Annotated in this window: 8 protein-coding genes; 5 read left to right on the plus strand and 3 right to left on the minus strand. The window is 70.1% G+C overall.

Annotation, left to right across the window (positions count from 1 at the left end; all coding sequences use genetic code 11):
- The first annotated feature begins 2 nt into the window (after positions 1-2).
- The 3 genes from ubiE (at position 3) to ubiB (ending at position 3030) form a co-directional block, all read left to right on the plus strand.
- Positions 3-737: a bifunctional demethylmenaquinone methyltransferase/2-methoxy-6-polyprenyl-1,4-benzoquinol methylase UbiE gene (gene ubiE, locus VK98_RS12680; RefSeq protein ID WP_048414384.1), complete on the plus strand. Its 735-nt coding sequence runs from the start codon at positions 3-5 to the stop codon at positions 735-737.
- Positions 738-912: 175 nt separating this feature from the next.
- Positions 913-1497 carry an SCP2 domain-containing protein gene (locus VK98_RS12685; protein ID WP_048414385.1) on the plus strand — a complete coding sequence of 195 codons (585 nt, stop codon included), beginning with the start codon at positions 913-915 and terminating at the stop codon, positions 1495-1497.
- Positions 1498-1503: 6 nt separating this feature from the next.
- A complete protein-coding gene (gene ubiB / locus VK98_RS12690) occupies positions 1504-3030 on the plus strand; it encodes a ubiquinone biosynthesis regulatory protein kinase UbiB (RefSeq protein WP_048414386.1) in 1527 nt (508 codons plus the stop codon).
- A gap of 1 nt (position 3031) precedes the next feature.
- Here the strand turns inward: ubiB and VK98_RS12695 are convergent, their stop codons facing one another.
- From VK98_RS12695 to VK98_RS12705, 3 genes are all read right to left on the minus strand, one after another.
- Complete coding sequence (locus VK98_RS12695; RefSeq protein ID WP_231589273.1) at positions 3032-4444, minus strand: exonuclease domain-containing protein; 1413 nt, start codon at positions 4442-4444, stop codon at positions 3032-3034.
- A 139-nt stretch (positions 4445-4583) separates the two neighbouring features.
- Positions 4584-5858: a Y-family DNA polymerase gene (locus VK98_RS12700; protein ID WP_048414387.1), complete on the minus strand. Its 1275-nt coding sequence runs from the start codon at positions 5856-5858 to the stop codon at positions 4584-4586.
- A 137-nt stretch (positions 5859-5995) separates the two neighbouring features.
- Complete coding sequence (locus VK98_RS12705) at positions 5996-7750, minus strand: cholesterol oxidase substrate-binding domain-containing protein (protein WP_048414388.1); 1755 nt, start codon at positions 7748-7750, stop codon at positions 5996-5998.
- A 301-nt stretch (positions 7751-8051) separates the two neighbouring features.
- On the opposite strand from VK98_RS12705, the gene VK98_RS12710 reads away from it, so the two are divergent.
- Together VK98_RS12710 and VK98_RS12715 are read left to right on the plus strand one after the other, a co-directional pair.
- Positions 8052-14378: a non-ribosomal peptide synthetase gene (locus VK98_RS12710; RefSeq protein ID WP_053077366.1), complete on the plus strand. Its 6327-nt coding sequence runs from the start codon at positions 8052-8054 to the stop codon at positions 14376-14378.
- Complete coding sequence (locus VK98_RS12715; RefSeq protein ID WP_048414389.1) at positions 14375-23374, plus strand: non-ribosomal peptide synthetase; 9000 nt, start codon at positions 14375-14377, stop codon at positions 23372-23374. Before VK98_RS12710 ends, VK98_RS12715 begins: the two co-directional genes overlap by 4 nt.
- The last annotated feature ends 2 nt before the right edge of the window (positions 23375-23376 follow it).

Consider the following 23376-nt stretch of genomic DNA (forward strand, 5'->3'; position numbering starts at 1 on the left):
CCATGGACAAGACGACCCACTTCGGCTTCAAGACCGTTGCCGAAAGCGAAAAAGCCGCCAAGGTGGCCGATGTGTTCCACTCGGTGGCCAAGAAATACGATGTGATGAACGACCTGATGTCCGGCGGGCTGCACCGGGTGTGGAAGCATTTCACCCTGACCACCTCCGGCGTCAAGGCAGGCGACAAGGTGCTGGACATCGCCGGCGGCACCGGCGACCTGTCGCGCGGCTGGGCCAAGCGCGTGGGCAAGAGCGGCGAGGTATGGCTGACCGACATCAACAGCTCGATGCTGACCGTGGGCCGCGACCGGCTGCTGGACGACGGCCTGATGCTGCCGGTGTCGCTGGCCGACGCCGAGAAGCTGCCCTTCCCCGACAATTACTTCGACGCGGTGTCGGTGGCTTTCGGCCTGCGCAACATGACCCACAAGGACGCGGCGCTGAAGGAAATGTGCCGGGTGCTGAAACCGGGCGGCAAGCTGATGGTGCTGGAGTTCTCCAAGGTGTGGAAGCCGCTGTCGCCGTTCTACGACTTCTACTCCTTCAAGGCGCTGCCGGTGATGGGCAAGCTGGTGGCAAACGACCCCGACAGCTACCAATACCTGGCCGAATCCATCCGCATGCATCCTGACCAGGACACCTTGAAACAGATGATGCTGGACGCCGGCTTCGGCAAGGTGGACTACCACAATATGACCGGCGGCGTGGTTGCGCTGCACAAGGGCTACAAGTTCTAAGAACCTGTTTACGATCTGCTGCGCGTCGGCGATACGGCGTTGAAAACGCCTTCAGCTCGCTCTTGCTCGCGAGACTTTGAACAGCTTCTAAGAGCCTGATTACGATCCGCTGCGCTCCGGCGATGCGGCCTTGATCAGACCAGACCCCTTCACCTTCCATCCACGGAGACAGCGCATGGGCATTCAGATCGCGGCGTTCAACCACCTGCTGAACCAACACCCGGCGGTGCGGGCGGAACTGGCCGCGCACGCCGGACGGCGCGTCGCCGTGGCGCTGCCGCCCTTCCACGTGGCCGGCGTGTTCACCGACGACGGCTGGCTGGCCGCCTGCGAGGGCGAGCCGGAGGCCACGGTGCGACTCAAGCACGCCGTCGCGCTGGCGGCGGTGGCCGGCCGCGACCCGGCGCTGAGCGACATCCAGCTGGAAGGCGACGCCGAACTGGCCGCCGCCGTCGGCCGCTTGCTGGGCCGCCTGCAGTGGAGCGCCGCCGAGGACCTGTCCCGACTGGTGGGCGACGCCGCCGCCCAGCGCGCGGAAACCCTGGCGCGCGGCCTGCTCGGCTTCAAAGGCCAGGTGGCCTGGCGGCTGGCCGCCAACTGGGTGGAGCACCTGCGCGAGGAAACGCCGGTGCTGGCCGGCCGCCGCCAGGTGCAAGGCTTCGTCGCCGCGGTGGACACCTTGCGCGACGACGCCGGCCGCCTGGAAAAACGCCTGGCGCGGCTGCAGGCCGCGCTGCAACAAGAACAGACAAAGGCCTGACGGCACATGCGGATTTCGCGCTTTTTCAAGATTGTTTCCACCTTCTACCGCTTCGGCCTGGACGACTTCCTGGAAGGCCATTCCAAGCTCGGCTTCGTCCACAAGCTGTTCGGCCTGCTGCCGCTGCGCCGCGACGCCAGCGCGCCGCTGCCGCAACGGGTGCGGCTGGCGCTGGAAAGCCTGGGGCCCATCTTCGTCAAGTTCGGCCAGGTGCTGTCCACCCGCCGCGATCTGCTGCCGCCGGACTACGCCGACGAGCTGGCGCGGCTGCAGGACCGGGTGCCGCCTTACGACGGCCTGCAAGCGCGCGAGATGATAGAACGCAGCCTGGGCCGCAAGGTGGACGAACTCTACGTCGACTTCGACAACACCCCGGTGGCCAGCGCCTCGGTGGCCCAGGTGCACAAGGCCTGGCTGCGCCAGCCCGACGGCGGCCGCGGCCGCGAAGTGGCGGTCAAGGTGCTGCGCCCCGGCATCCAGCCGGTGATAGAGCAGGACCTGGCGCTGATGGCCACGTTGGCCGGCTGGGTGGAAAAGCTGTTCACCGACGGCAAGCGGCTGAAGCCGCGCGAAGTCGTCGCCGAGTTCGACAAATACCTGCACGACGAACTGGACATGATGCACGAGGCCGCCAACGCCTCGCAGCTGCGCCGCAACTTCAAGAACTCGGACATGCTGATCGTGCCCGAGGTGTTCTACGACTACACCAGCCGCGACGTGCTAACGCTGGAATGGATGCACGGCATCCCGGTGGGCCAGGTGGAGCGGCTGCGCGAAGCCGGCGTGGACCTATCCAGGCTCAGCCGCTTCGGCGTGGAAATCTTCTTCACCCAGGTGTTCCGCCACGGCTTCTTCCACGCCGACATGCACCCGGGCAATATCTTCGTCGCCGCCGACGGCCGCTACATCGCGCTGGACTTCGGCATCGTCGGCACGCTGACCGACACCGACAAGCACTACCTGGCGGTCAACTTCCTCGCCTTCTTCAACCGCGACTACCACCGCGTGGCCACTGCCCACATCGAATCCGGCTGGGTGCCGAAAGACACCCGCGCCGAGGAACTGGAAGCGGCGGTGCGCACCGTGTGCGAACCCATCTTCGAGAAGCCGCTGTCGGAAATCTCCTTCGGCATGGTGCTGCTGCGCCTGTTCGAAACCAGCCGCCGCTTCAATGTCGAGATCCAGCCGCAACTGGTGCTGCTGCAAAAGACCCTGCTCAATATCGAAGGCCTGGGCCGCCAACTGGACCCCAATCTGGACCTGTGGGACACCGCCAAGCCCTTCCTGACCAAGTGGATGAACGAGCAGATAGGCTGGCGCGGCCTGCTGCGCACGCTGAAGCACGAGGCGCCGCAATGGGCCACCACCCTGCCCACGCTACCGCGCAAGCTCAACGACGCGCTGTCCTCCGCCAACAGCGAACTGCTGATCAGCGGCTACATCCAGCTGATGCGGGAGCAAAAGCGCCAGAACTGGCTGCTGGCGCTGATCGCCGTCCTGCTGGCGGCCTTGCTGCTGAAGAACTGGCTATGATTCAGAGTTCGCGCAGCGCCGTCCCCTCCGCCGGCTTGCGCAGCCAGCCCTCCAACAGCTTGTAGCTGTCCAGATCGAAGGACGGCGCGCCCTCCAGCGGGCCGCCGTCGCGCTGGCGCGAGCCCAGATAGCACCAGCGGTCAAACACATGCTCGGCGCGCTCGCCGGTCACCTCGTCGGTCTCCACCACCGCGATCGCGCCGGCGAACGGCCAGGCCTTCACCTTCAGCTTGGCCAAGGCCCCCAGCAGCCGGATATTGTGCACCTCGGCCGGCTCGCGCCCGACGCAGGCGCCGCGGCAGCGGCCCAGCTTCAAGGCCGCGCACGGCGCGCCCTTGCGGCTGGTCACCGCCTCCACCCCCAGCACCGATTGGCACAAGGCATTGCCCAGCGCGATCTCCGCCAGGATCTTGCGCGCCTCGCGCGCGTGGCGGAACAGGCCGTACAAATCCGCGGTGCGGCTGAAGTCCAGCTCGCGCGCGTACACCACCTTGGGACGGGTGAAGCCGTCCTCAGTCACCAGCTGGATGGAGCACAGCTCCGGGCTCAGCTTGCCGCGATGGTTGTGCCGCGGCGCCAAGGCGTGGACGCGCTGCAGCTCCAGCAGATGCGCGCCGAACTCGCCCAGGGTCTCCCGCCACTCCACCCGGCCAATGGGCTCGCCGATATGCACCTCGCGGCTCTTGCCGCCGCCCTTGACCGCGGCGAAATGCGCCAGCACCCGATTGCGCAGATTGCTTCCCCGGCCCACGTACAAGGGCTTGCCGTCCTCGCCGTACAGCGTGTACACCCCCGGCACGTCCGGCAGCAGCTCCAGTTGCTCCTGCAGCGCCTCCGGCAGGCCGGCCAGCTCCGGCGGCGCGGCCAATACCGCCGCCATCGCCGCTTCCAGCGCCTCCGCGCCCAGCTCCTGATTGGCGAGGCCCAGAAAGCGATGCACCGCCTCCGCGTCCGCCAGCGCCCGGTGGCGCTCCGGCAGGCGGATGTCGTGCCGCTCTATCAGGCTGTCCAGGCTGTGCTTGAAAAACTGCGGGTAGAGCCGGCGCGACAGCTTCACCGTGCACAGCGACTGACTCTGGAAGCGCAGGCCGGCGCGGCGGAATTCGTTTTTCAGAAAGCCGTAGTCGAAACGCGCGTTATGCGCCAGGAACAGGCGGCCGGACAGCATCGCCAGCAAACGCTCGGCCAGCTCGGCGAAGCTCGGCGCTTCCGCCACCATGGCGTCGGAAATGCCGGTCATGTTCTCGATGAAGGGAGGGATGGGCTGGCCGGGATTGATCAGAGAGCTGAAGCGCTCCACCCGGTCGCCGTCGATCAGGATGACGCCCACCTCGGTGATGCGGTCGCGGCTGATGTGGCCGCCGGTGGTTTCCAAGTCGACGATGGCGCAAGGCTGGGCAAACAGAGGGTTCAATGTCTCGCTTTCGAGTGCGGCGCGCGGCGGCTTGATTGCACTATAGCCGCCGCCCTGGCCCCGCAAGGTTGCAAATCAAGAGCGGCATTTTACTCCAAGAGCCGGGCCGCGCCCCGCTTTCCGCCGCGTCCGCCCCTCGCTACTTCGCCTTCGCCACCGGGATGTCCTCCCAGCGCGTGGTGTAGGCCGGCGACAGCATGTCCTGCTTCATCTTCCACGGCTGCTCCAGCCCTTCCGCCAACAGCTTGACCGTGCCGCGGCCCATGCGCTGGTTGATCGCGTCCAGCGCCGCCATCAGGCGCCGCCCTTTCTCCGGGTCCGCCCCCTCGGCGAACAGATCCGGCTGCGCCCGCTCCGCGTCCACCAGCTGCCAGGCCATCACCCCGCATTTCTGGTAGCCGGCGCCGGGCCGCCACAAGCGCTCGACCGCCCGCCCGGCCGCGGCCACCAGCACCCGGCTGTCCGCGCTGGCCGGCAACAGCGGCACCACCTCGCTGTCGCGCTGCACCGTGCCTTGCTGGTAGACGCCGCGCTGCAGGCTCACTTGCAGGAAGCCGGCCAGCGAGCCCTGCCGCCGCAAGCGCTCCGCCACCTGCGCCGCGTGCATCGCCACCGCCTCGCGCGCCTCCTCCAGCCGCGTCACCTTGTGGCCGAAAGAGCGCGTGGACATCAAGGACTGCCGCGGCGGCAGCGCCTCTTCCAGGCTCAGGCAAGACAGGCCGTCCAGTTCGTCGGCGATGCGCGCCACGGTGACGCCAAAGCGACGGATCAGCCAATCCCGGTCCGCCGCCGCCAGCGCCGCGGCGTGGCCGATGCGCTCCAGCCTCAGCTTGAGCGACAGCTTGCGGCCCACGCCCCAAACCTCCTCCACCGGCACCGCGGCCAGCACGCCGCGGCGCTCCTCCGCGTCCAACGCTTGCAGATTCATCACCCCCTCGCTGGACGGATCCTGCTTGGCCAGGTGGTTGGCCAGCTTGGCCAGGGTCTTGCTGGGGCCGATGCCGACGCACACCGGCAGGCCCAGGCCGCGCAGCATCGCGTCGCGCATCGCTTGCGCCAGCCGTTCCGGTTCCGGCTCGCCGGCGATGTCCAGAAAGCATTCGTCTATCGAATACACCTCCTGCGCGCGCGCGAAGCCGGCCAGCAAGCGCATCGCGCGGCCGGACAAATCGCCGTACAGGGTGTAATTGGAGGAAAACACCGCCACGCCCAACTGCTCCAGCCGCGCCTTGTGCAGGAAATAAGGCGCGCCCATGGGCACGCCCAGCGCCTTGGCTTCGGCCGAGCGCGACACGATGCAGCCGTCGTTGTTGGACAACACGACAATCGGCGCGCCGGCCAGCCGCGGGTTGAACACCCGCTCGCAGGAAGCGTAAAAGGAATTGCAATCGACTTGGGCGTAGCAGGATGGCATGGCTGGGCGGAATAGAGCGAATCCGGCGCGGTGGGGATGCTTACAGTGTAGCGTTCGCGGCCAGGCGGAAGCGAGCGCGCGGCGAAAAACGGCGCGCCGTCCCGAAGGAGGCGCGCCGTTTCCACTATTCTCTAGCGTCAGAGAGCGAGGCTGTCCAGCAAGGGCGAGGAGAACAGGCGATACGGGTCATAGGCCGCCAGCGCCGCCTTGGCCGCGTCCCAGTTGGCCGCCGACGGCTGTCCGGCGCGGAAGGCGTTGGGGATGGTCGTCTGCAGCATGGCGGAATCCGCCCACGCCGCCTGATCGGTATAGCCCCAGCCCTTGGACCACTCCGGACGCACCGCCGCGTAGGAACCGTTGAAATTGGCCTCTATCCACTGTTCGATCTCGCGATAGAACTGGTTGGCGTACGGCGTGCCCGGCAGCGTCAGGATGTCCAGCCACACGGCGACGTTCCACTCCGGATGGTCCGGCCGCGGGCGGATGGCGGACAAGGCCGGCGCCACGCCGCCGCCGAGCGCCGCCTCGCTGGGATCGTCCAGCCCGGTCACGCGGATCTCCACCGGCCCGTTCATAGGATAGCGGCCCTGCTGCTGATAAGCCTGCACCCGCGCCTGATAGAAGGTGACGAATTCATTGAGCACGCGCTGCACGTTTTCGCGGCGGGTCAGCACCGCGTAGCCGTTGGCGGTGACGCGCAGCGTGGTGGGCTTGACGTAGAGCAGCAGGTTTTTGGACCAGCCCCACAAGTCCCAGCTGGCCGTCGCCACCAGGCCGGCGCTGGCCGCGGCGAACTGCGCCTTGCCGAAGGCCGGCGTCAGCTTGCCGTCACCCAGCGACAGGATCTTGTTGGCCAGATCGGTCACTTCGTCCGGCAGATTGTCGGAGAAGGGATAGTTGAACGGCTTGTCGGTCTGGCGGGAGAACAAGGGCTTGTTCGGCGTCACCGTCCACACCTTGAGCCAGGGATTGCTGGTGAACGGGAACCAGATCGCCTCCACCCGGCCCGCGCTGTCCAGATAGCTGGCGAAAGTGCGTCCGCCGCTGCCCGCCGCGGCGAACATTTCGCCGTAGGGAATGTTGAACCAGCTCTGACAGCGCAGGCGCTGGTTGGGCGCCGCCTGCAAAGTGGCTTCCACGATCAGCGAGCGGCCCACGTGCGCCAGCAGCGGCGCGATCTGCGGATCGTTGCGGGCAAACTTGCGCAGCGCGTAGGCGCCGCTGGCCTTGTCGTAGACCACGGCGGTGAGGCTGAGCACCAGATTGCTGATCGAGCCGTAGCTGGCGCCGGCCAGCCGGCGTTCGCCCTTGGCCGGAATCGCGGTGCCGTGGCCGTTGATGGCCAGCACGCCGCCCAGGGTCAGGTCCCCCGGCGCCGGCGCGGCGGTCACGCCCAGGCCGGCCTTTTCCATTCCGGTGAGCAAGGCTTCCATGGTGATGCCGGCCTGGGCGGTGACCTTGGCCACCGGACCCGAGGCGTCGATGGACATCGCGGTCAGATAACGCGTGGTGTCCAGCAGCACCACCGCCGGGCAGCTGACGCCGGCGGCCAGCGTCAGCGGCGACCAGTTGTGCATCATGCCGCGCGCGCGCACCTTGTAGCCGTTGTCCTTGGCCCAGTTGGCCACCTTCACCACCTCGTCCGCGGAGCGCGGCGCGCAGGTCCAGACATCGTCCACCTTGATGTCGCCGGCCCAGTTTTTGAAGCTCTGCTTATATAGGGGAATATCGGCGGGGAAGTTATTGGGCTGGCTGCAAGTCAGCCGCGCCGCCATGATCCGTTCGGCCGGCAACCACCCCGCCAGCGCCCCCGCCGAAGTCAATTTCAAAGCCCCGGTCAAAAAGTCCCGCCGGCTGGCGGCCAATGGTTTTTCCGCATCATTCGAACTCATTCCAAAACTCCTCGCACTCTTAAAAGTAAAAATAAAAACAATACGAATTAAACAGACTGAATTTAAATCGTATTTGGCAGGAATATTTGAAAAAACATAATGGAAATCACTGCATCTGCTATCCCATTATCTTAATAGAATGACGCTATCATGTATTGCAATCATTAAAAACCTGACTTATTTACCAGTTAAATTGCTTCACTAATTTAATTCACATCGGTGTAGATTTACGCGACACACAGGCAGTCCGAAAAGCATATTTCGGCATAATACTTTCTAAAATAAGATTGGAATAACTCAAATGGAAACCTTCCCGCTTACACGCCGGCAGCTGGAAATTTATTTTCATCAATCGTTATTCTCCACGCCCGAATTATTCAACATCGGTGGTTTCATAAAGATCCAGGGCGCACTCGATATCGAGACCCTGAGAGCCGCGCTGAGCGCGCTGATGGAGCACACGCCCGCGCTGCGCATCGCCGTCGACGAGGCGGACGGTCAGCCGCGCCAGGTGCTGTGCCCGCGCCACCCTTGCCCGCTGACGGTGATAGACACCCGCAGCGAGCCGGACCCGGAGCGCGCGGCCAGGGAATGGACCGAGCGCGACTTCGCCCGCGCCTTCGCCTTCGACGGCCAAACGCCGCTGGCCGCCTATACGCTGCTGCGTCACGGGGACGAGGATTTCATCCTCTACGGCCGCTTCCACCACATCGCCTTCGACGGCTGGGCCATCGCCCGGCTCTACGGAGAGAAATGCCGCTACTACAACGGCCTGCGCCTGGGCGCGCTGCCGGAGCCGGCCCCGATGATGACGCCAGCCGAATTGGCGGAGGAAGAGGACGGCTACTACGAATCGCGCCATTACGCGAAGGACAGGCAGTACTGGCAGGACAAGCTGGCCGGCTATCAAACCCGGCTGTTCGCCGACGCCGGCGGACAACTGGCCTGCGGCCAGCACAGCTTCCAGCTGTCGGCGGAAAGCTATAGCCGCATCGGCGAACTGGCCGCCGCGCACCAGGCCACCGTCTTCCACTTTTTCATCGGCCTGATCTACACCCATGCGCTGCGGGAGTTCGGCGCCGACGACCTGCTGCTGGCGCTGCCCATCCTCAACCGCCGCAGCGCGCTGGCCAAGAACACCCCCGGCCTGTTCGCCAGCTTGTGCCCGCTGCGGCTGAAGCTCCGGCCGCACTGGAGCTTCGCCGAACTGCTCAGCCTGATCCAGCGCGAACTAAGAGCCGACTTCCGCCATCACCGCTTCCCGATAGGCGAAACCGAAGGCCTCAGCCGCGACCAACTGCCCTACGAGATCAGCCTGTCGTTCGAGAAACACGATTACGACGCCATGTTCGACGGCACCGTCAGCAATATGACCGCGATGCGCGCCTTGTCGCAGCACTACCCGCTGAAGATATTCGTCCGCGAGGCGGACTCCCGCCAGCCGGTGAAAGTGGACCTCGACTACAATCTGGCCAGCTTCGCGGAACTGGACGCCGCCGCCTTCATCGACGGCGTGGAACCCTTGCTGCACAGCCTGCTGCGCGATCCCGAGCAAACCCTGGCCAAGCCTGCCCGCCGCGCCGCGCCTCCCCTCGCCGTCGCCCCGCCCCACCCCGATCTGTGCAGCTGGTTCGAACACGCCGCCCGGGCCTTTCCCGAACGCATCGCCGTCCAGGGCGAAACCGCCGCGCTGCGCTACCGCGAACTGGACACACGCGCCAACCAGCTGGCCCGGCAATTGCTGCAGCTCGGCGTCGCCCCGGAGCAGTGCGTCGGACTCTGCTGCCAGCGTCAGCCCGATCTGCTGGTCGCCATCCTCGCCATCCTCAAGGCCGGCGCCGCCTATGTGCCGCTGGATCCCGGCTACCCCGCCGAGCGCTTGGAGTTCCTGGTTCGCGACAGCGCCATCCATGTCGTCGTCGGCGACGCCGAATCCGCCGAAGCGCTGCCCGCCGGCCTGGCCCTGCGCTGGCTGGACGTCGCCGTCTCGTCCGGCGACGCCACGCCGCCGCCGCGCCGTCTGCATCCGCAGCAGGCCGCCTACGTGATCTACACCTCCGGCTCCACCGGCACCCCCAAGGGCTGCGTGGTCAGCCACCACAATGTGGTGCGACTGATCGCCGCCACCTCGGAGCGCTTCGCCTTCGGGCCCGATGATGTGTGGTCGCTATTCCACTCCTACGCCTTCGATTTCTCGGTGTGGGAGATCTGGGGGCCGCTGCTGTTCGGCGGCGCTTGCCTGGTGGTGCCCTACTGGGTATCGCGCTCGCCGGAAGCCTTCGCCGGCTGGCTGCAACAGCATCGGGTGTCGGTGCTGAACCAGACCCCGGCCGCCTTCCGTCAGCTGATTCCCGCCGCTGCCGCTCATGCCTTGCCGGACTTGCGCCTGGTGATCTTCGGCGGCGAGGCGCTGGAGCTGGCCAGCCTGGAACCCTGGTTCCGCCAACGCGGCGACCAGCGGCCCGAGCTGGTCAATATGTACGGCATCACCGAAACCACCGTGCATGTGACTCAGCGCGCCATCCGCCAGGCCGATCTCGACGCCCGTCGCGGACAGGTCATCGGCCAGCCGATTCCCGATCTGGCCTTCCATCTGCTGGACCGCTTCCTGCAGCCGGTGCCCATAGGCGTGCCCGGCGAGATCTACGTCGGCGGCCCCGGCGTCGCTCGCGGCTACTGGAACCGCCCCGGCCTGACCGCCTCCCGCTTCCTGCCCAATCCCTTCGCCGCCGACGGCTCCCGCCTCTATCGCTCCGGCGATCTGGCCCGCCGCCGCGCCGACGGCGAGATCGAATACCTGGGCCGCGCCGACCATCAGGTCAAACTGCGCGGCTTCCGCATCGAGCTGGGCGAAATCGAAGCCGCGCTGTGCCGGCTGCCCGCGGTGCGCGAAGCGCTGGCGCTGCTGGACCGCCCCGCCGCCGGCGAACCGCGGCTGATCGCCTACGTCGTCGGCGACGGCGAACCCGCCGCCTTGCGCGCCGCGCTGGCCGCCGAGCTGCCCGAACACATGCTGCCCGCCGTCATCGTGGCGCTGGAGCGCTTCCCGCTGACCCACCACGGCAAGGTGGACCGCGCCGCGCTGCCGACGGCGCAGGCCGCCAGCGACGCGCCGCGCGTCGAGCCGCGTTCGGACGCCGAGCGCGCGCTCGCCCACATCTGGGCCGAGGTCCTGGCCGTGCCCGCCCCCGGCATCGACGACAATTTCTTCGCCCTGGGCGGCGATTCCATCCTCTCGCTGCAAGTGGTCGCCCGCGCTCGCGACCAGGGCCTGGCGCTGAGCGTGCAAGCGCTGTTCGGCCGGCCCACCATCCGTCAGTTGTGCGAAACGCCGGAGCCTGCCGATAACGGCGAGACCGCCGCGCGGCAAGCTTTCTCGCTGATTGCCGAAGCCGACCGGCTGCGCCTGCCGGACGACGTGATCGAAGCGCTGCCGATGTCGCGGCTGCAAGCCGGCATGCTGTTCCACAGCGAGCTGTCGCAGAACGGCGCGATCTTCCACGACATCTTCAGCTTCGATCTGCGCCTGCCCTGGGACGAGACCGCCTGGCGCACCGCGGTTCGCCGCTTGACGGAACGCCACGCCGCGCTGCGCACCACCTTCCACTGGAACCACTATTCGGAACCGCTGCAACTGATCCACCGCGACGGCGACGTCCCGCTCAAGGTCGTCGATCTGCGCGCGCTGGACGCCGACGCGCAAAGCCGGGCGCTGGCCGACTTCGTCGCCGCGGAAAAAGCCCGGCCCTTCCAGCCGCAACAACCGCCGCTGCTGCGGCTGGCGCTGTTCCGGCTGGAAACCGGCCGCGCGCGGCTGACGCTGAGTTTCCACCACGCGATTCTGGACGGCTGGAGCGTGGCCACCCTGGTCACCGACCTGCTGCGGCTGGCGCGCCAGCCGGAGAGCGCCGGCGGCAACGACGCGTCCGGCGCGCTGAGCGCGCTGTTCATCGAGCAGGAAAAGCAGGCCGAGAACGACGCCGAGCTGAAAGCGGCCTGGCGGCGACGGCTGGCCGGCGTGGAAGCCTCCATCTTGCCCCGGCTGCGCGCTCAGCCCGCCGCGGCCGGCCCGCGCAGCGTCCGCCGTCTCAGCCGCATGTTGCCGGCCGAGCTGTCCTGCTCGCTGGACGCCGCCGCCGCGCGGCTGGCGCTGCCGCTGAAAACCGTGCTGCTCGCCGCCCACCTGCGCGTGCTGGCGCTGCTGACCGGCTCCGCCGCCGCCAGCACCGGCTACGTCACCCACGGCCGCCCCGAGCGCGAAGACAGCGCCGCCGCGCTGGGCCTGTTTCTGAACACCGTGCCGCTGAGCGTGGAGCTGCGGGCCGGCAGCTGGGCGCAACTGGCGCGCCGCGTCTTTGCCGAGGAAACCGCCTTGCAGCCGCTGCGCCGCCTGCCGCTGGCCGCCATCATGCAGCAGAACCAGGGACGACGCGGTTTCGAGGTCGGCTTCAACTACATCCACTTCCACGTCTACGAACAGGCGCTGCGCTTGCCGGAGGTGACGGTGGAAGGCGTGGAAGTATTCGAGGAAACCGACTTCCCCTGCCTGGTGCAGTTCAGCCGCGATCCGCGCAACCAAGGCCTGGAACTGACGCTGGCCTGGGACGAGGCCGAATTCGACGCGGAGCAGATCGAGGACATCGCCGGCTATCTGCGGCAGGCGCTGACGGCGCTGGCCTCCGACCCCGACGCCGACTGGCTGGCCGCGCCGCTACTGAACGCCGAACAGGCCGCCCAGACGCAGAGCCCGCTTCCCCTCGCCATCACGCCGCCCCATCCCGACCTGTGCAGCTGGTTCGAACACGCCGCCCGGGCCTTTCCCGAACGCGTCGCCGTCCAGGGCGAAACCACGGCCCTGCGCTACCGCGAGCTGGACGCCCGCGCCAACCAGCTGGCCCGGCAATTGCTGCAACTCGGCGTCGGCCCGGAGCAGCGCGTCGGACTCTGCTGCCAACGTCAGCCGGACCTGCTGGTCGCCATCCTCGCCATCCTCAAGGCCGGCGCCGCCTATGTGCCGCTGGACCCCGGCTATCCGGCCGAACGCCTGGAGTTCCTGGTGCGCGACAGCGCCATCCATGTCGTCGTCGGCGACGCCGAATCCGCCGAAGCGCTGCCCGCCGGCCTGGCGCTGCGCTGGCTGGACGTCGCCGTCTCGTCCGGCGACGACACGCCGCCGCCGCGCCGTCTGCATCCGCAGCAGGCCGCCTACGTCATCTACACCTCAGGCTCCACCGGCACCCCCAAGGGCTGCGTAATAAGCCACCACAATGTGGTGCGGCTGATCGCCGCCACCTCGGAGCGCTTCGCCTTCGGCCCCGACGACGTCTGGTCGCTGTTCCACTCCTACGCCTTCGACTTCTCGGTGTGGGAGATCTGGGGGCCGCTGCTGTTCGGCGGCACTTGCCTGGTGGTGCCCTACTGGGTGTCGCGCTCGCCCGAGGCCTTCGCCGGCTGGCTGCAGCAGCATCGCGTGTCGGTGCTGAACCAGACCCCGGCCGCCTTCCGCCAGCTGATCCCCGCCGCCGCCGACCACGCCCTGCCGGACTTGCGTCTGGTGATCTTCGGCGGCGAGGCGCTGGAGCTGGCCAGCCTGGAGCCCTGGTTCCGGCAACGCGGCGACCAGCGGCCGGAGCTGGTCAATATGTACGGCATCACCGAAACCACCGTGCATGTGACTCAGCGCGCCATCCGCCAGGCCGATCTCGACGCTCGCAAAGGGCAAGTCATCGGCCAGCCGATTTCCGATCTGGCCTTCCATCTGCTGGACCGCTTCCTGCAGCCGGTGCCCATAGGCGTGCCCGGCGAGATCTACGTCGGCGGGCCCGGCGTCGCCCGCGGCTACTGGAACCGCCCCGGCCTGACCGCCTCCCGTTTCCTGCCAAACCCCTTCGCCGCCGACGGCTCCCGCCTCTATCGCTCCGGCGATCTGGCCCGCCGCCGCGCCGACGGCGAGATCGAATATCTGGGCCGCGCCGACCATCAGGTCAAGCTGCGCGGCTTCCGCATCGAGCTGGGCGAGATCGAGGCCGCCCTGTGCCGGCTACCCGCGGTGCGCGAAGCGCTGGCGCTGCTGGACCGCCCCGCCGCCGGCGAGCCGCGGCTGATCGCCTACGTCGTCGGCGACGCCGAACCGGCCGCGCTGCGCGCCGCGCTGGCCACCGAGCTGCCCGAACACATGCTGCCCGCCGTCATCGTGACGCTGCAGCGTTTCCCGCTGACCCACCACGGCAAGATAGACCGCGCCGCGCTGCCGGCGCCGGAACCGCTGACCCGGCGCGTGTTCGAAGCGCCGCGCACGCCCAGCGAATTCCTGGTGGCGGAGGTGTTCGCCGAGCTGTTGCGGCTGCCGCAGGTAAGCCGCGATGAAAGCTTCTTCGAGCTGGGCGGCGACTCCATCCTGGCGGTGCGCGCCGCCAACCGGCTGCGCGAGCGCCTGGGCCTGGCGCTGCCGCTGCGCCTCTTGTTCGAACATCCGCGCGCGGCGGAACTGGCGCAGCACGCCGACGCGCTGCGCGGACAGACATCGGCCGCCGCGCCGGTGCGGCAGGCGCGCCGCCAGCTGGCGCGCGTCACTCCCTGCGCCGACGGCGACGCCTCCTTCAAGCAGTCCAATCAAGGCCAACCATGAACGCAATTGACGCCCACGCCTCTTTCGACGCCTATGTCTTCCCGCAATCCGGCGCCCAGCGCCGCTTGTGGACGCTGGCGGACCTGGCGCCGGACTCGACGGCCTACCACATCCCGCTGGCGCTGCGGCTGCGCGGCGCGCTGGACCCCGACGCGCTGCAAGCCGCGCTGAACGCCCTGGTGGCGCGCCACGAAATCCTGCGCACCCAATACGATCTGGTCGACGGCGAACCCTGCCAGTTGATCCGCCCGCAAGCCGGCTGCGAGCTGCCGCGCAGCGCCTGCGACGAGGCCGGCCTGGCGGCGCTGCTGCGCGCGGAAGCCGCCCTGCGTTTCGATCTGCGGCGCGATCCAGTGATCCGCGCGCGCCTGTTCGTCCTCGGCCCGCAGCACCATGTGCTGTCCATCGTCATCCACCACATCGCCTGCGACGGCTGGTCGCTGGGCGTGCTGGTGCGCGAACTGGGCGCGCTCTACCCGGCGCTGGCCGCCGGCCTGCCCGAGCCGGCCCTGCCCGAGGCGCTGCAATACGCCGATTTTTCGGAATGGGAACGCGAAACCCGCGCCGGCGGCGACGCCGACGCGCTGGACTACTGGCGCGAACGGCTGGCGGACCTGGACGGCGAGATGGAGCTGCCCGGCGATTTCGCCGCCGGCCAAAACCGGAGCGAGGCGGCCGGCCACGTCAGCCTGACGCTGCCGGCGGCGCTGACCGACGCGCTGCGCGCCCAGGCCCGCGCCGCCGACGCCACCTTGTTCATGGCGCTGTTGTCCGGTTTTCAGGCGCTGCTGCAACGGCTGAGCGGCCGCGACGAGGTCTGCGTCGGCAGCCCGGTGGCCAACCGCGACCGCGCCGAGTTCGAAGCCACCCTCGGCTTCTTCGTCAACACCCTGATCCTGCGCCAGGATCTGAGCGGCACGCCCAGCTTCGCCCAATTGCTGGCGCGCAACCGCGCCGACTGCCTGGACGCCTTCGCCCATCAGCACGCGCCCTTCGATCAGGTGGTGAAACTGGCCGGCCCGCGCACCCAGGCCCAGGACGCGCCGTTCCGCGCGCTGTTCGCATTGCAGAATGCGCCGCTGGGCCGCCTGGACTGGCGGGGCGTGGAGGCGGAAGCGCTGCCGCTGTTCCCCTCCGACGCCAAGTTCGACCTGAGCCTGATGCTGGAGCCAGCCGGCGACGGCCTGCGCGCCACGCTGGAATACCGCGCCGGCTTGATCGGCGCCGACACCGCCGCCCGTTGGCTGGAGCACTACCGCGAACTGCTGCAGGCGGCGACCGCGCAGCCGGATTGCCCGCTGACGCGGCTGCCGCTGCCGAGCGCCGAGCAAGCCGCCCAGGCGCAAAGCCCGCTTCCCCTCGCCGTCGCCCCACCCCACCCCGATCTGTGCAGCTGGTTCGAACACGCCGCCCGGGCCTTTCCCGAACGCGTCGCCGTCCAGGGCGACACCACCGCCCTGCGCTACCGCGAGCTGGACGCCCGCGCCAACCAGCTGGCCCGGCAATTGCTGCAACTCGGCGTCGGCCCGGAGCAGCGCGTCGGACTCTGCTGCCAACGTCAGCCCGATCTGCTGGTCGCCATCCTCGCCATCCTCAAGGCCGGCGCCGCCTATGTGCCGCTGGACCCCGGCTATCCGGCCGAACGCCTCGAATTCCTGGTGCGCGACAGCGCCATCCATGTCGTCGTCGGCGACGCCGAATCCGCCGAAGCGCTGCCCGCCGGCCTGGCTCTGCGCTGGCTGGACGTCGCCGTTTCGTCCGGCGACGACACGCCGCCGCCGCGCCGTCTGCATCCGCAGCAGGCCGCCTACGTGATCTATACCTCCGGCTCCACCGGCACGCCCAAGGGCTGCGTGGTCAGCCACCACAATGTGGTGCGACTGATCGCCGCCACCTCGGAGCGCTTCGCCTTCGGGCCCGACGATGTGTGGTCGCTATTCCACTCCTACGCCTTCGATTTCTCGGTGTGGGAGATCTGGGGGCCGTTGCTGTTCGGCGGCACTTGCCTGGTGGTGCCCTACTGGGTGTCGCGCTCGCCCGAGGCCTTCGCCGGCTGGCTGCAACAGCATCGCGTCTCGGTGCTGAACCAGACCCCGGCCGCCTTCCGTCAGCTGATTCCCGCCGCCGCCGCTCATGCCTTGCCGGACTTGCGCCTGGTGATCTTCGGCGGCGAGGCGCTGGAGCTGGCCAGCCTGGAGCCCTGGTTCCGGCAACGCGGTGATAACCGCCCCGAGCTGGTCAATATGTACGGCATCACTGAAACCACCGTGCATGTGACTCAGCGCGCGATCCGCCAGGCCGATCTCGACGCCCGTCGCGGTCAGGTCATCGGCCAGCCGATTCCCGATCTGGCCTTCCACCTGCTGGACCGCTTCCTGCAGCCGGTGCCCATAGGCGTGCCCGGCGAGATCTACGTCGGCGGACCCGGCGTCGCCCGCGGCTACTGGAACCGCCCCGGCCTGACCGCCTCCCGTTTCCTGCCCAATCCCTTCGCCGCCGACGGCTCCCGTCTCTATCGCTCCGGCGATCTGGCCCGCCGCCGCGCCGACGGCGAGATCGAATACCTGGGCCGCGCCGACCATCAGGTCAAGCTGCGCGGCTTCCGCATCGAGCTGGGCGAAATCGAAGCCGCGCTGTGCCGGCTGCCCGCGGTGCGCGAAGCGCTGGCGCTGCTGGACCGCCCCGCCGCCGGCGAACCGCGGCTGATCGCCTACGTCGTCGGCGACGGCGAACCCGCCGCCTTGCGCGCCGCGCTGGCCGCCGAGCTGCCCGAGCACATGCTGCCCGCCGTCATCGTGGCGCTGGAGCGTTTCCCGCTGACCCATCACGGCAAGATAGACCGCGCCGCGCTGCCGGCGGCTCAGGCCGCCAGCGACGCGCCGCGCGTCGAGCCGCGTTCGGACGCCGAGCGCGCACTCGCCCGAATCTGGGCCGAGGTCCTGGCCGTGCCCCTGCCCGGCATCGACGACAATTTCTTCGCCCTGGGCGGCGATTCCATCCTCTCGCTGCAAGTGGTCGCCCGCGCCCGCGCGCAAGGTCTGGCGCTGAGCCCGCGCCAGCTGCTGCTGGAACCCAGCATCCGCCAGTTGGCCGCTGCTCTGAACACGGCGGCGGCCGAGGAGGAGCATGCCGCCGCCGGCCCGCTGCCGGCGACGCCAATCCAACGCTGGTTCGCCGGCCTGGATCTGGCCGAGCCGCGGCACTGGAACCAGGCGCTGGCGCTGCAACTGAACCACCCCGTGGACCCGGCCCGGCTGCAAGCCGCGCTCGACGCCGTAGCCGCGCGCCACGACGCCTTCCGTCTGCGCTTCGCGCCGGACCCGGCGCTGGCCGACGCGGCCGGCGGCTGGCCCTGCCGCGAACTGGAACTGGCGGACGAGAGCGAGGAGGCGGCGCGCGCGGCAATAGAGCAGACCCAGCGCGAACTGGATCCAAGCGCCGGCCCGCTGGCGCGCGCGCTGCTGCTGCGCCGCGGCCGACAAGCACCGCTATTGGCGCTGATCGTCCACCATCTGGCGGTGGACGCGGTGTCCTGGGGCATTTTGCTGGACGACCTGGGCCAGGCGCTGGACGCGCTGGCGCGCGGCGAAGCGCCGCGGCTCGCCGCCGTGCCGGCCAACTGGCGCCGCTGGGCGGAGCGGCAAAGAGCCGACGCCGCCGAGGCGGACCCGACGCCCTGGCTCAGCCAGGCGGCGGCCGGCTTCCCGACGCTGCGCCGCGACGCGGCGACGCCGGCGGCCAATACCGAGGCAGGCTCGCGGCTGCTCAGCCGCGAACTGGACACAGCCTTGACCGGTCGCCTGTTGCGCGCCGGTGCCCGCGCCGCCGGCCAGCGCGTCAGCACGCTGCTGCTGTTAGCGCTGTGGCGCGCGCTGGCGCCCCGGCTCGACGCGCCGCGCTTCGCGGTGACGATGGAACACCATGGCCGCGACGCCGAATCCGGCCTCGACCTGTCGCGCACCGTGGGCTGGTTCACCGCGCTGTATCCGCTGAGCGTGGCCGGCGACGCCGCCTCCGCCGGCGCGGCCGAGCTATTGGCCGCCATCGCCGCGCCATTGTCGCGGCTGACCTCCATCGCGCCGGAATACGGCCAGGCGCGCTGGCTGGGACCGGACCGGGACGCGCGCCGCCAGCTGGACGCGGCCGGCCTACCGGAAATCAGCTTCAACTACCTGGGCGCGCCGCGCGCGCTGGACAACGAGCGCTTTCAACTGCGGCCGGAACTGATCGCCGGCGAACGCGCCGCCGCCAATCTGCGCCCCTTCGCGCTGGATCTGGTGCTGGTGGTGCTCGACGGCAGGCTGCGCGTGGACTGGCGCTACGCCGGCGGCCAGTTCGAAGCGGCCAGCGTCGCCGGCTGGGCCGACGCCTTCGCCCGCGAGTTGGCGCTGGCGCTGGACGAGATTGAAGCCGCGCCGCTGCTGGCCGCCGATTACCCGCTGGCGCGGCTGGAGCAGGCCGCCGTCGACGAGCTGGCACGCCGCGTCGGCTCCTTCGACGACCTCTATCCGCTGTCGCCGCTGCAACAGGGTATGCTGTTCCACAGCGTGGCCGACGCCGCCGACGGCGCTTATCTGGAACAGCTCAGCAGCGTGGTCGACGGCGCGCTGGATCCGGACGCCTTCGCCGACGCCTGGCGCGCGATGCTGGCGCGCCATCCGCTGCTGCGCTCCAGCTTCCACTGGCGGGGCCTGGCCCAGCCGCTGCAGGCGGCGATGCGCGCGGCGCCGCTGCCTATCAGCCGGCTGGACTGGTCCGGCCTGGCCGACCCCGAGGCCGCGCTGGCCGACTACCTGGCCGCCGACGCCGCGCGGCCGTTCGCGCTGGACGCCGCGCCGCTGATGCGGCTGGCGCTGATCCGCCTGGGCCAGGACCGCTGGCGCTGGATCTGGAGCTACCACCACCTGCTGCTGGACGGCTGGTCGCTGCCGCTGTTCTTCCGCGAACTGTTGACGCTGTACCGCGCGCTCAGCCGCGGCGAAACCCCGACCCTGCCGCCGGCGCGCCCGTTCTCCGCCTATATAGGCTGGCTGGACCGCGCCGGCCGCCGCGCCCGCTCGGACGAGCGCTTCTGGCGCCGCTATTTTTCCGGGCTGGAACAACCCACCCTGCTGGCCGGCCCCGCCGGCGGCGGCGCGGAGTTCGTCGAACGCGAGCTGCGGCTGTCGCCGGAATGGAGCGCGCGCGCCGCCGCCGCGATGCAAGCCTGCGCCAGCACGCTGAACACCCTGTTCCAGGCCGCCTGGGCGCTGACGCTGGCGCGCAGCGGCCACGGCGAGGACATCGTGTTCGGCAGCGCCTTGTCCGGCCGCAACGGCGATCTGCCCGGCATAGACGAGATGATAGGCCTGTTCATCAACACCCAGCCCTTGCGGGTGCGGCTGAACCCGGCCGCCGACGCGCGCGCGCTGCTGGCCCAGGTGCAGGCCGGCCAGGCCCGGGTGCAGGACTACGCCCACAACCGGCTGGTGGACGTCCAGCGCTGGGCCGGCCGCGACAACGCCCAGTTGTTCGACACCCTGCTGGTCTTCGAGAACTACCCCGCCGACGCAATGCTGCGCGACGAGGCGGCCGGCCTGGGCTTTGAAACCCCGCGCTTCAGCGAGCACACCAACTACCCGCTGACGCTGGCCGTGATTCCGGGCGCGGCCCTGAGCGTCAAGCTCACCTTCGACCGCAGTCGCGTCGCCGACGCGGCGGCCGAGGAGTTGCTGCAACGCTGGCTCGCCGTGGCGGAACGCATCGTCGCCGCGCCGGACGCGGCTCTCGCCTCCATCGAGCTGCTGCCGGCCGAGGCGCGGCGGACGCGGATAGCCGACGCCGCCCAGCCGCCGCTGGCGCCGCCGCAACTGGCGCAGCGCCTGTTCGAAGACCAGGCCGCCCTCTCGCCGCGCGCGGCCGCCCTGCTGGACGAGAACGGCGCGCTCGATTACGCCGGGCTGGACGCCCGCGCCAACCGGCTGGCCCACCGGCTGCAAGCGCTGGGCGCCGGCCCGGAAGTGGTGGTGGGCGTGCTGCTGCCGCGCGGCGCGGACGCGGTGACCGCGCTGCTGGCCACGCTGAAGGCCGGCGCGGTCTACCTGCCGCTGGACCCGGCCTATCCGGCCGAGCGGCTGGATTACATGCTGGCCGACAGCGGCGCCGCCGTCCTGCTCAGCGAATCCAGCCGGCTGCCCATGCTGAGCCGGCTGCCGGCGCGCCTGCTGTTGCTGGACGAGGCCGTCGACGCGCCCGACTCCGCGCCGCCCTGCGCCGCCAGCATCGACAACCTGGCCTACCTGATCTACACCTCCGGCTCCACCGGCTGGCCCAAGGGCGTGGGCGTCAGCCACCGCGGCATCGCCAATCTGTGCCGCGCCCAATGCGCGGCCTTCCAGGTGGACGCCGCCAGCCGGGTCTACCAGTTCGCCCCGCTCAGCTTCGACGCCTCGGTGTCGGAAATCTTCATGGCCCTGGGCAGCGGCGCGGCCCTGTGCCTGCCGGACGCCGACGCGGCGCAAGATCCGGCCGGCGCCTTGCGCCGCGCCGCGCTGCGCCACGGCCTGAGCCACGCCACCCTGCCGCCGGCGCTGCTGGCGGCGCTGGACGAGAGCGAGCTGCCCGGCCTGCGCACCCTGATCGCCGCCGGCGAAGCGGCCGCGCCCGGCCTGCTGGCGCGCTGGGCCGCCGCCCGCCGCGTGCTCAACGCCTACGGCCCGACCGAAGCCACGGTCTGCGCCAGCATCCAGGCCTGCGACGCCGTCGAACCGCTGCCGTCCATAGGCAGCGGCATGGCCGGCGTTCGCCTCTATCTGCTGGACCGCTGGGGCGGCCTGGTGCCGCCCGGCGTGCCCGGCGAGCTGCACATAGGCGGCGAGGCGCTGGCGCGCGGCTATATCGGCCAGCCCGGCCGCACCGCCGCCAGCTTCGTGCCGGACGCCGTGTCCGGCCTGCCCGGCGCGCGGCTGTACCGCAGCGGCGACCTTGGCGAATACCTGCCCGACGGCGGCATCCGCTTCCTCGGCCGCGCCGGCGGCCAGGTCAAGCTCCGCGGCTACCGCATCGAACTGGACGGCGTGGCCGCCGCGCTGAGCAACCACCCGGACGTGGACGAGGCGCTGGCGCTGATCCGCCGGGACGGCGAGCGCAGCCAGCTGGTGGCCTACGCGCGGCTCAAGCCGGAGGCCGAAACCGACGCCGCCGCGCTGCGCGCGCACCTGGCCGCCCGGCTGCCGGCCCACGAGCTGCCGCAGGCCATCGTGCAGCTGCGGCAATGGCCGCTGACCCCGGCCGGCAAGATAGACCGCGCGGCGCTGCCGCCGCCGGAGGAGGCCGCGCCGGCCTCGCCGGACGCGGAGCAGGCGCTGAACCCGGCCGAGGCCGCGCTGCTGGAAATCTGGCGCGCGGTGCTGGGACGGAACGGCATAGGCGTGCACGACAATTACTTCGCCGCCGGCGGCGACTCCATCCTGGCGCTGCAGATCGTTTCGCGCGCCAAGCAGGCCGGCTTCGACATCGAGCCGCGCGCGCTGTTCGCCCATCCCACCGTGGCCGGGCTGGCCGCGGCGGCCGGCGTCGCCGCGCGGCGGGCGCACATCGAGGAGCCGGAACAGGCAGAAGCGCCGCTGGCGCCCATCCAGCGCTGGTTCCTGCAACAAGACTGGCCCGCGCCGCAGCACTGGAACCTCAGCCTGCGGCTGAGCCTGGACGCCGCCGCGGACCCGGCCGCCTTGCAGGCGGCGCTGACCGCGACGGCCTTGCGGCACGACGCGCTGCGCCTGAGGCTGCGCCGCGGCCCCGACGGCGTCTGGAGCCAGCATTACGGCCCGCGCGCCGCGCCGCCGCTTGAAACGCTGACGCTGCGGGCGACAACGCCGGCCGAGCGCGAGGCGGAGCTGCAAGCCCACGGCGCGCGCTTGCAGGCTTCGCTGGATCTGGAGCAAGGCCCGCTGCTGCGCGCCGTCCTGGTCGAAGCCGGCCCGGACGGCCGCGCCGAACTGCTGCTGATCGCCCACCACTGGGTGCTGGACGTGGTGTCCTGGCGCATTCTGCTGGACGACCTGGACCAGGCCTACGGCCAGGCCGCCGACCACGCCGAGATCTCGCTGCCGCCGGTGGCCGTCAGCTACCGGGCCTGGGCGCAGTCGCTGACCGACGGCGCGCCTTCCTTGAGCGGCGAGTTCGATTACTGGCGCGCCGCCGTCGCCCCGCTGGCCGTCCCGCCCGGACTCGCCGCCGTCGGCCGCGTCGCGGAACGCCGCCGCGCGACGATCAGCCTGGACGCCGACGCCAGCGCCGCGCTGCTGGAGGGCGGCGCCGAACGCTACCGCGCCCAGCCGCAGGAGCTGCTGCTGGCGGCGCTGACCCTGGCCTGGCGCCGGCTCAGCGGCCAGCCCGCGCTGGCCCTGGACCTGGAAAGCCACGGCCGCGGCGCGGCGGCCGGCCCCGCGCCGGACCTGTCGCGCAGCGTGGGCTGGTTCACCTGCCTGCACCCGCTGCGAGTCGAACCGGCCGGCGACGGCTGGGAACCGGCGGCGGCGGCGGCCAAGGCCGCGCTGCGCGGCGTGCCCGGCGGCGGCATCGGCTTCGGCGTGCTGCGCTATCTGGGCGATCCGGCCCGGGCCGCCGCGCTGGACCAGGCGCCGCCGCGGCCGCTCAGCTTCAACTACCTGGGCCGGCTGGACGACGCCGCCGACGGCGTGCTGCCGCGGCTGCGGGCGCGGCTGTCGCCACGGGAAGCCGGGCCGGCGCAGGACCCGCGCCAGCGGCTGCCGCACGCCGTCGCCGTCAACGCCCGCATCGAGCAAGGCCGCCTGCGGCTGGACTTCGACTACGCCGACGCGCATCAAACCCCGGCGCTGGCCGAACAGTGCCGGCTGGCGCTGGAAGAACTGGCCGCGCTCTGCCGCGCCGGCGGCCAGCCCGCCGTCGCCTACCACACCTCGGACTTCGCCGGCGTCGCGCTGGAAGAGAACGAATTGGCCGCCTTGCTGGACGACCTCACCGACATCGAATGAAC

This window comes from Chromobacterium sp. LK11 (assembly GCF_001043705.1).
Taxonomy (GTDB): Bacteria; Pseudomonadota; Gammaproteobacteria; order Burkholderiales; family Chromobacteriaceae; genus Chromobacterium; species Chromobacterium alkanivorans.

What these genes read in the sequence shown, in the direction of transcription:
- ubiE (WP_048414384.1), top strand. Translation starts at nt 3, where the DNA reads ATGGACAAGACGACCCACTTCGGCTTCAAGACCGTTGCCGAAAGCGAA.
- VK98_RS12685 (WP_048414385.1), top strand. Translation starts at nt 913, where the DNA reads ATGGGCATTCAGATCGCGGCGTTCAACCACCTGCTGAACCAACACCCG.
- ubiB (WP_048414386.1), top strand. Translation starts at nt 1,504, where the DNA reads ATGCGGATTTCGCGCTTTTTCAAGATTGTTTCCACCTTCTACCGCTTC.
- VK98_RS12700 (WP_048414387.1), bottom strand. Translation starts at nt 5,858, where the DNA reads ATGCCATCCTGCTACGCCCAAGTCGATTGCAATTCCTTTTACGCTTCC.
- VK98_RS12705 (WP_048414388.1), bottom strand. Translation starts at nt 7,750, where the DNA reads ATGAGTTCGAATGATGCGGAAAAACCATTGGCCGCCAGCCGGCGGGAC.
- VK98_RS12710 (WP_053077366.1), top strand. Translation starts at nt 8,052, where the DNA reads ATGGAAACCTTCCCGCTTACACGCCGGCAGCTGGAAATTTATTTTCAT.
- VK98_RS12715 (WP_048414389.1), top strand. Translation starts at nt 14,375, where the DNA reads ATGAACGCAATTGACGCCCACGCCTCTTTCGACGCCTATGTCTTCCCG.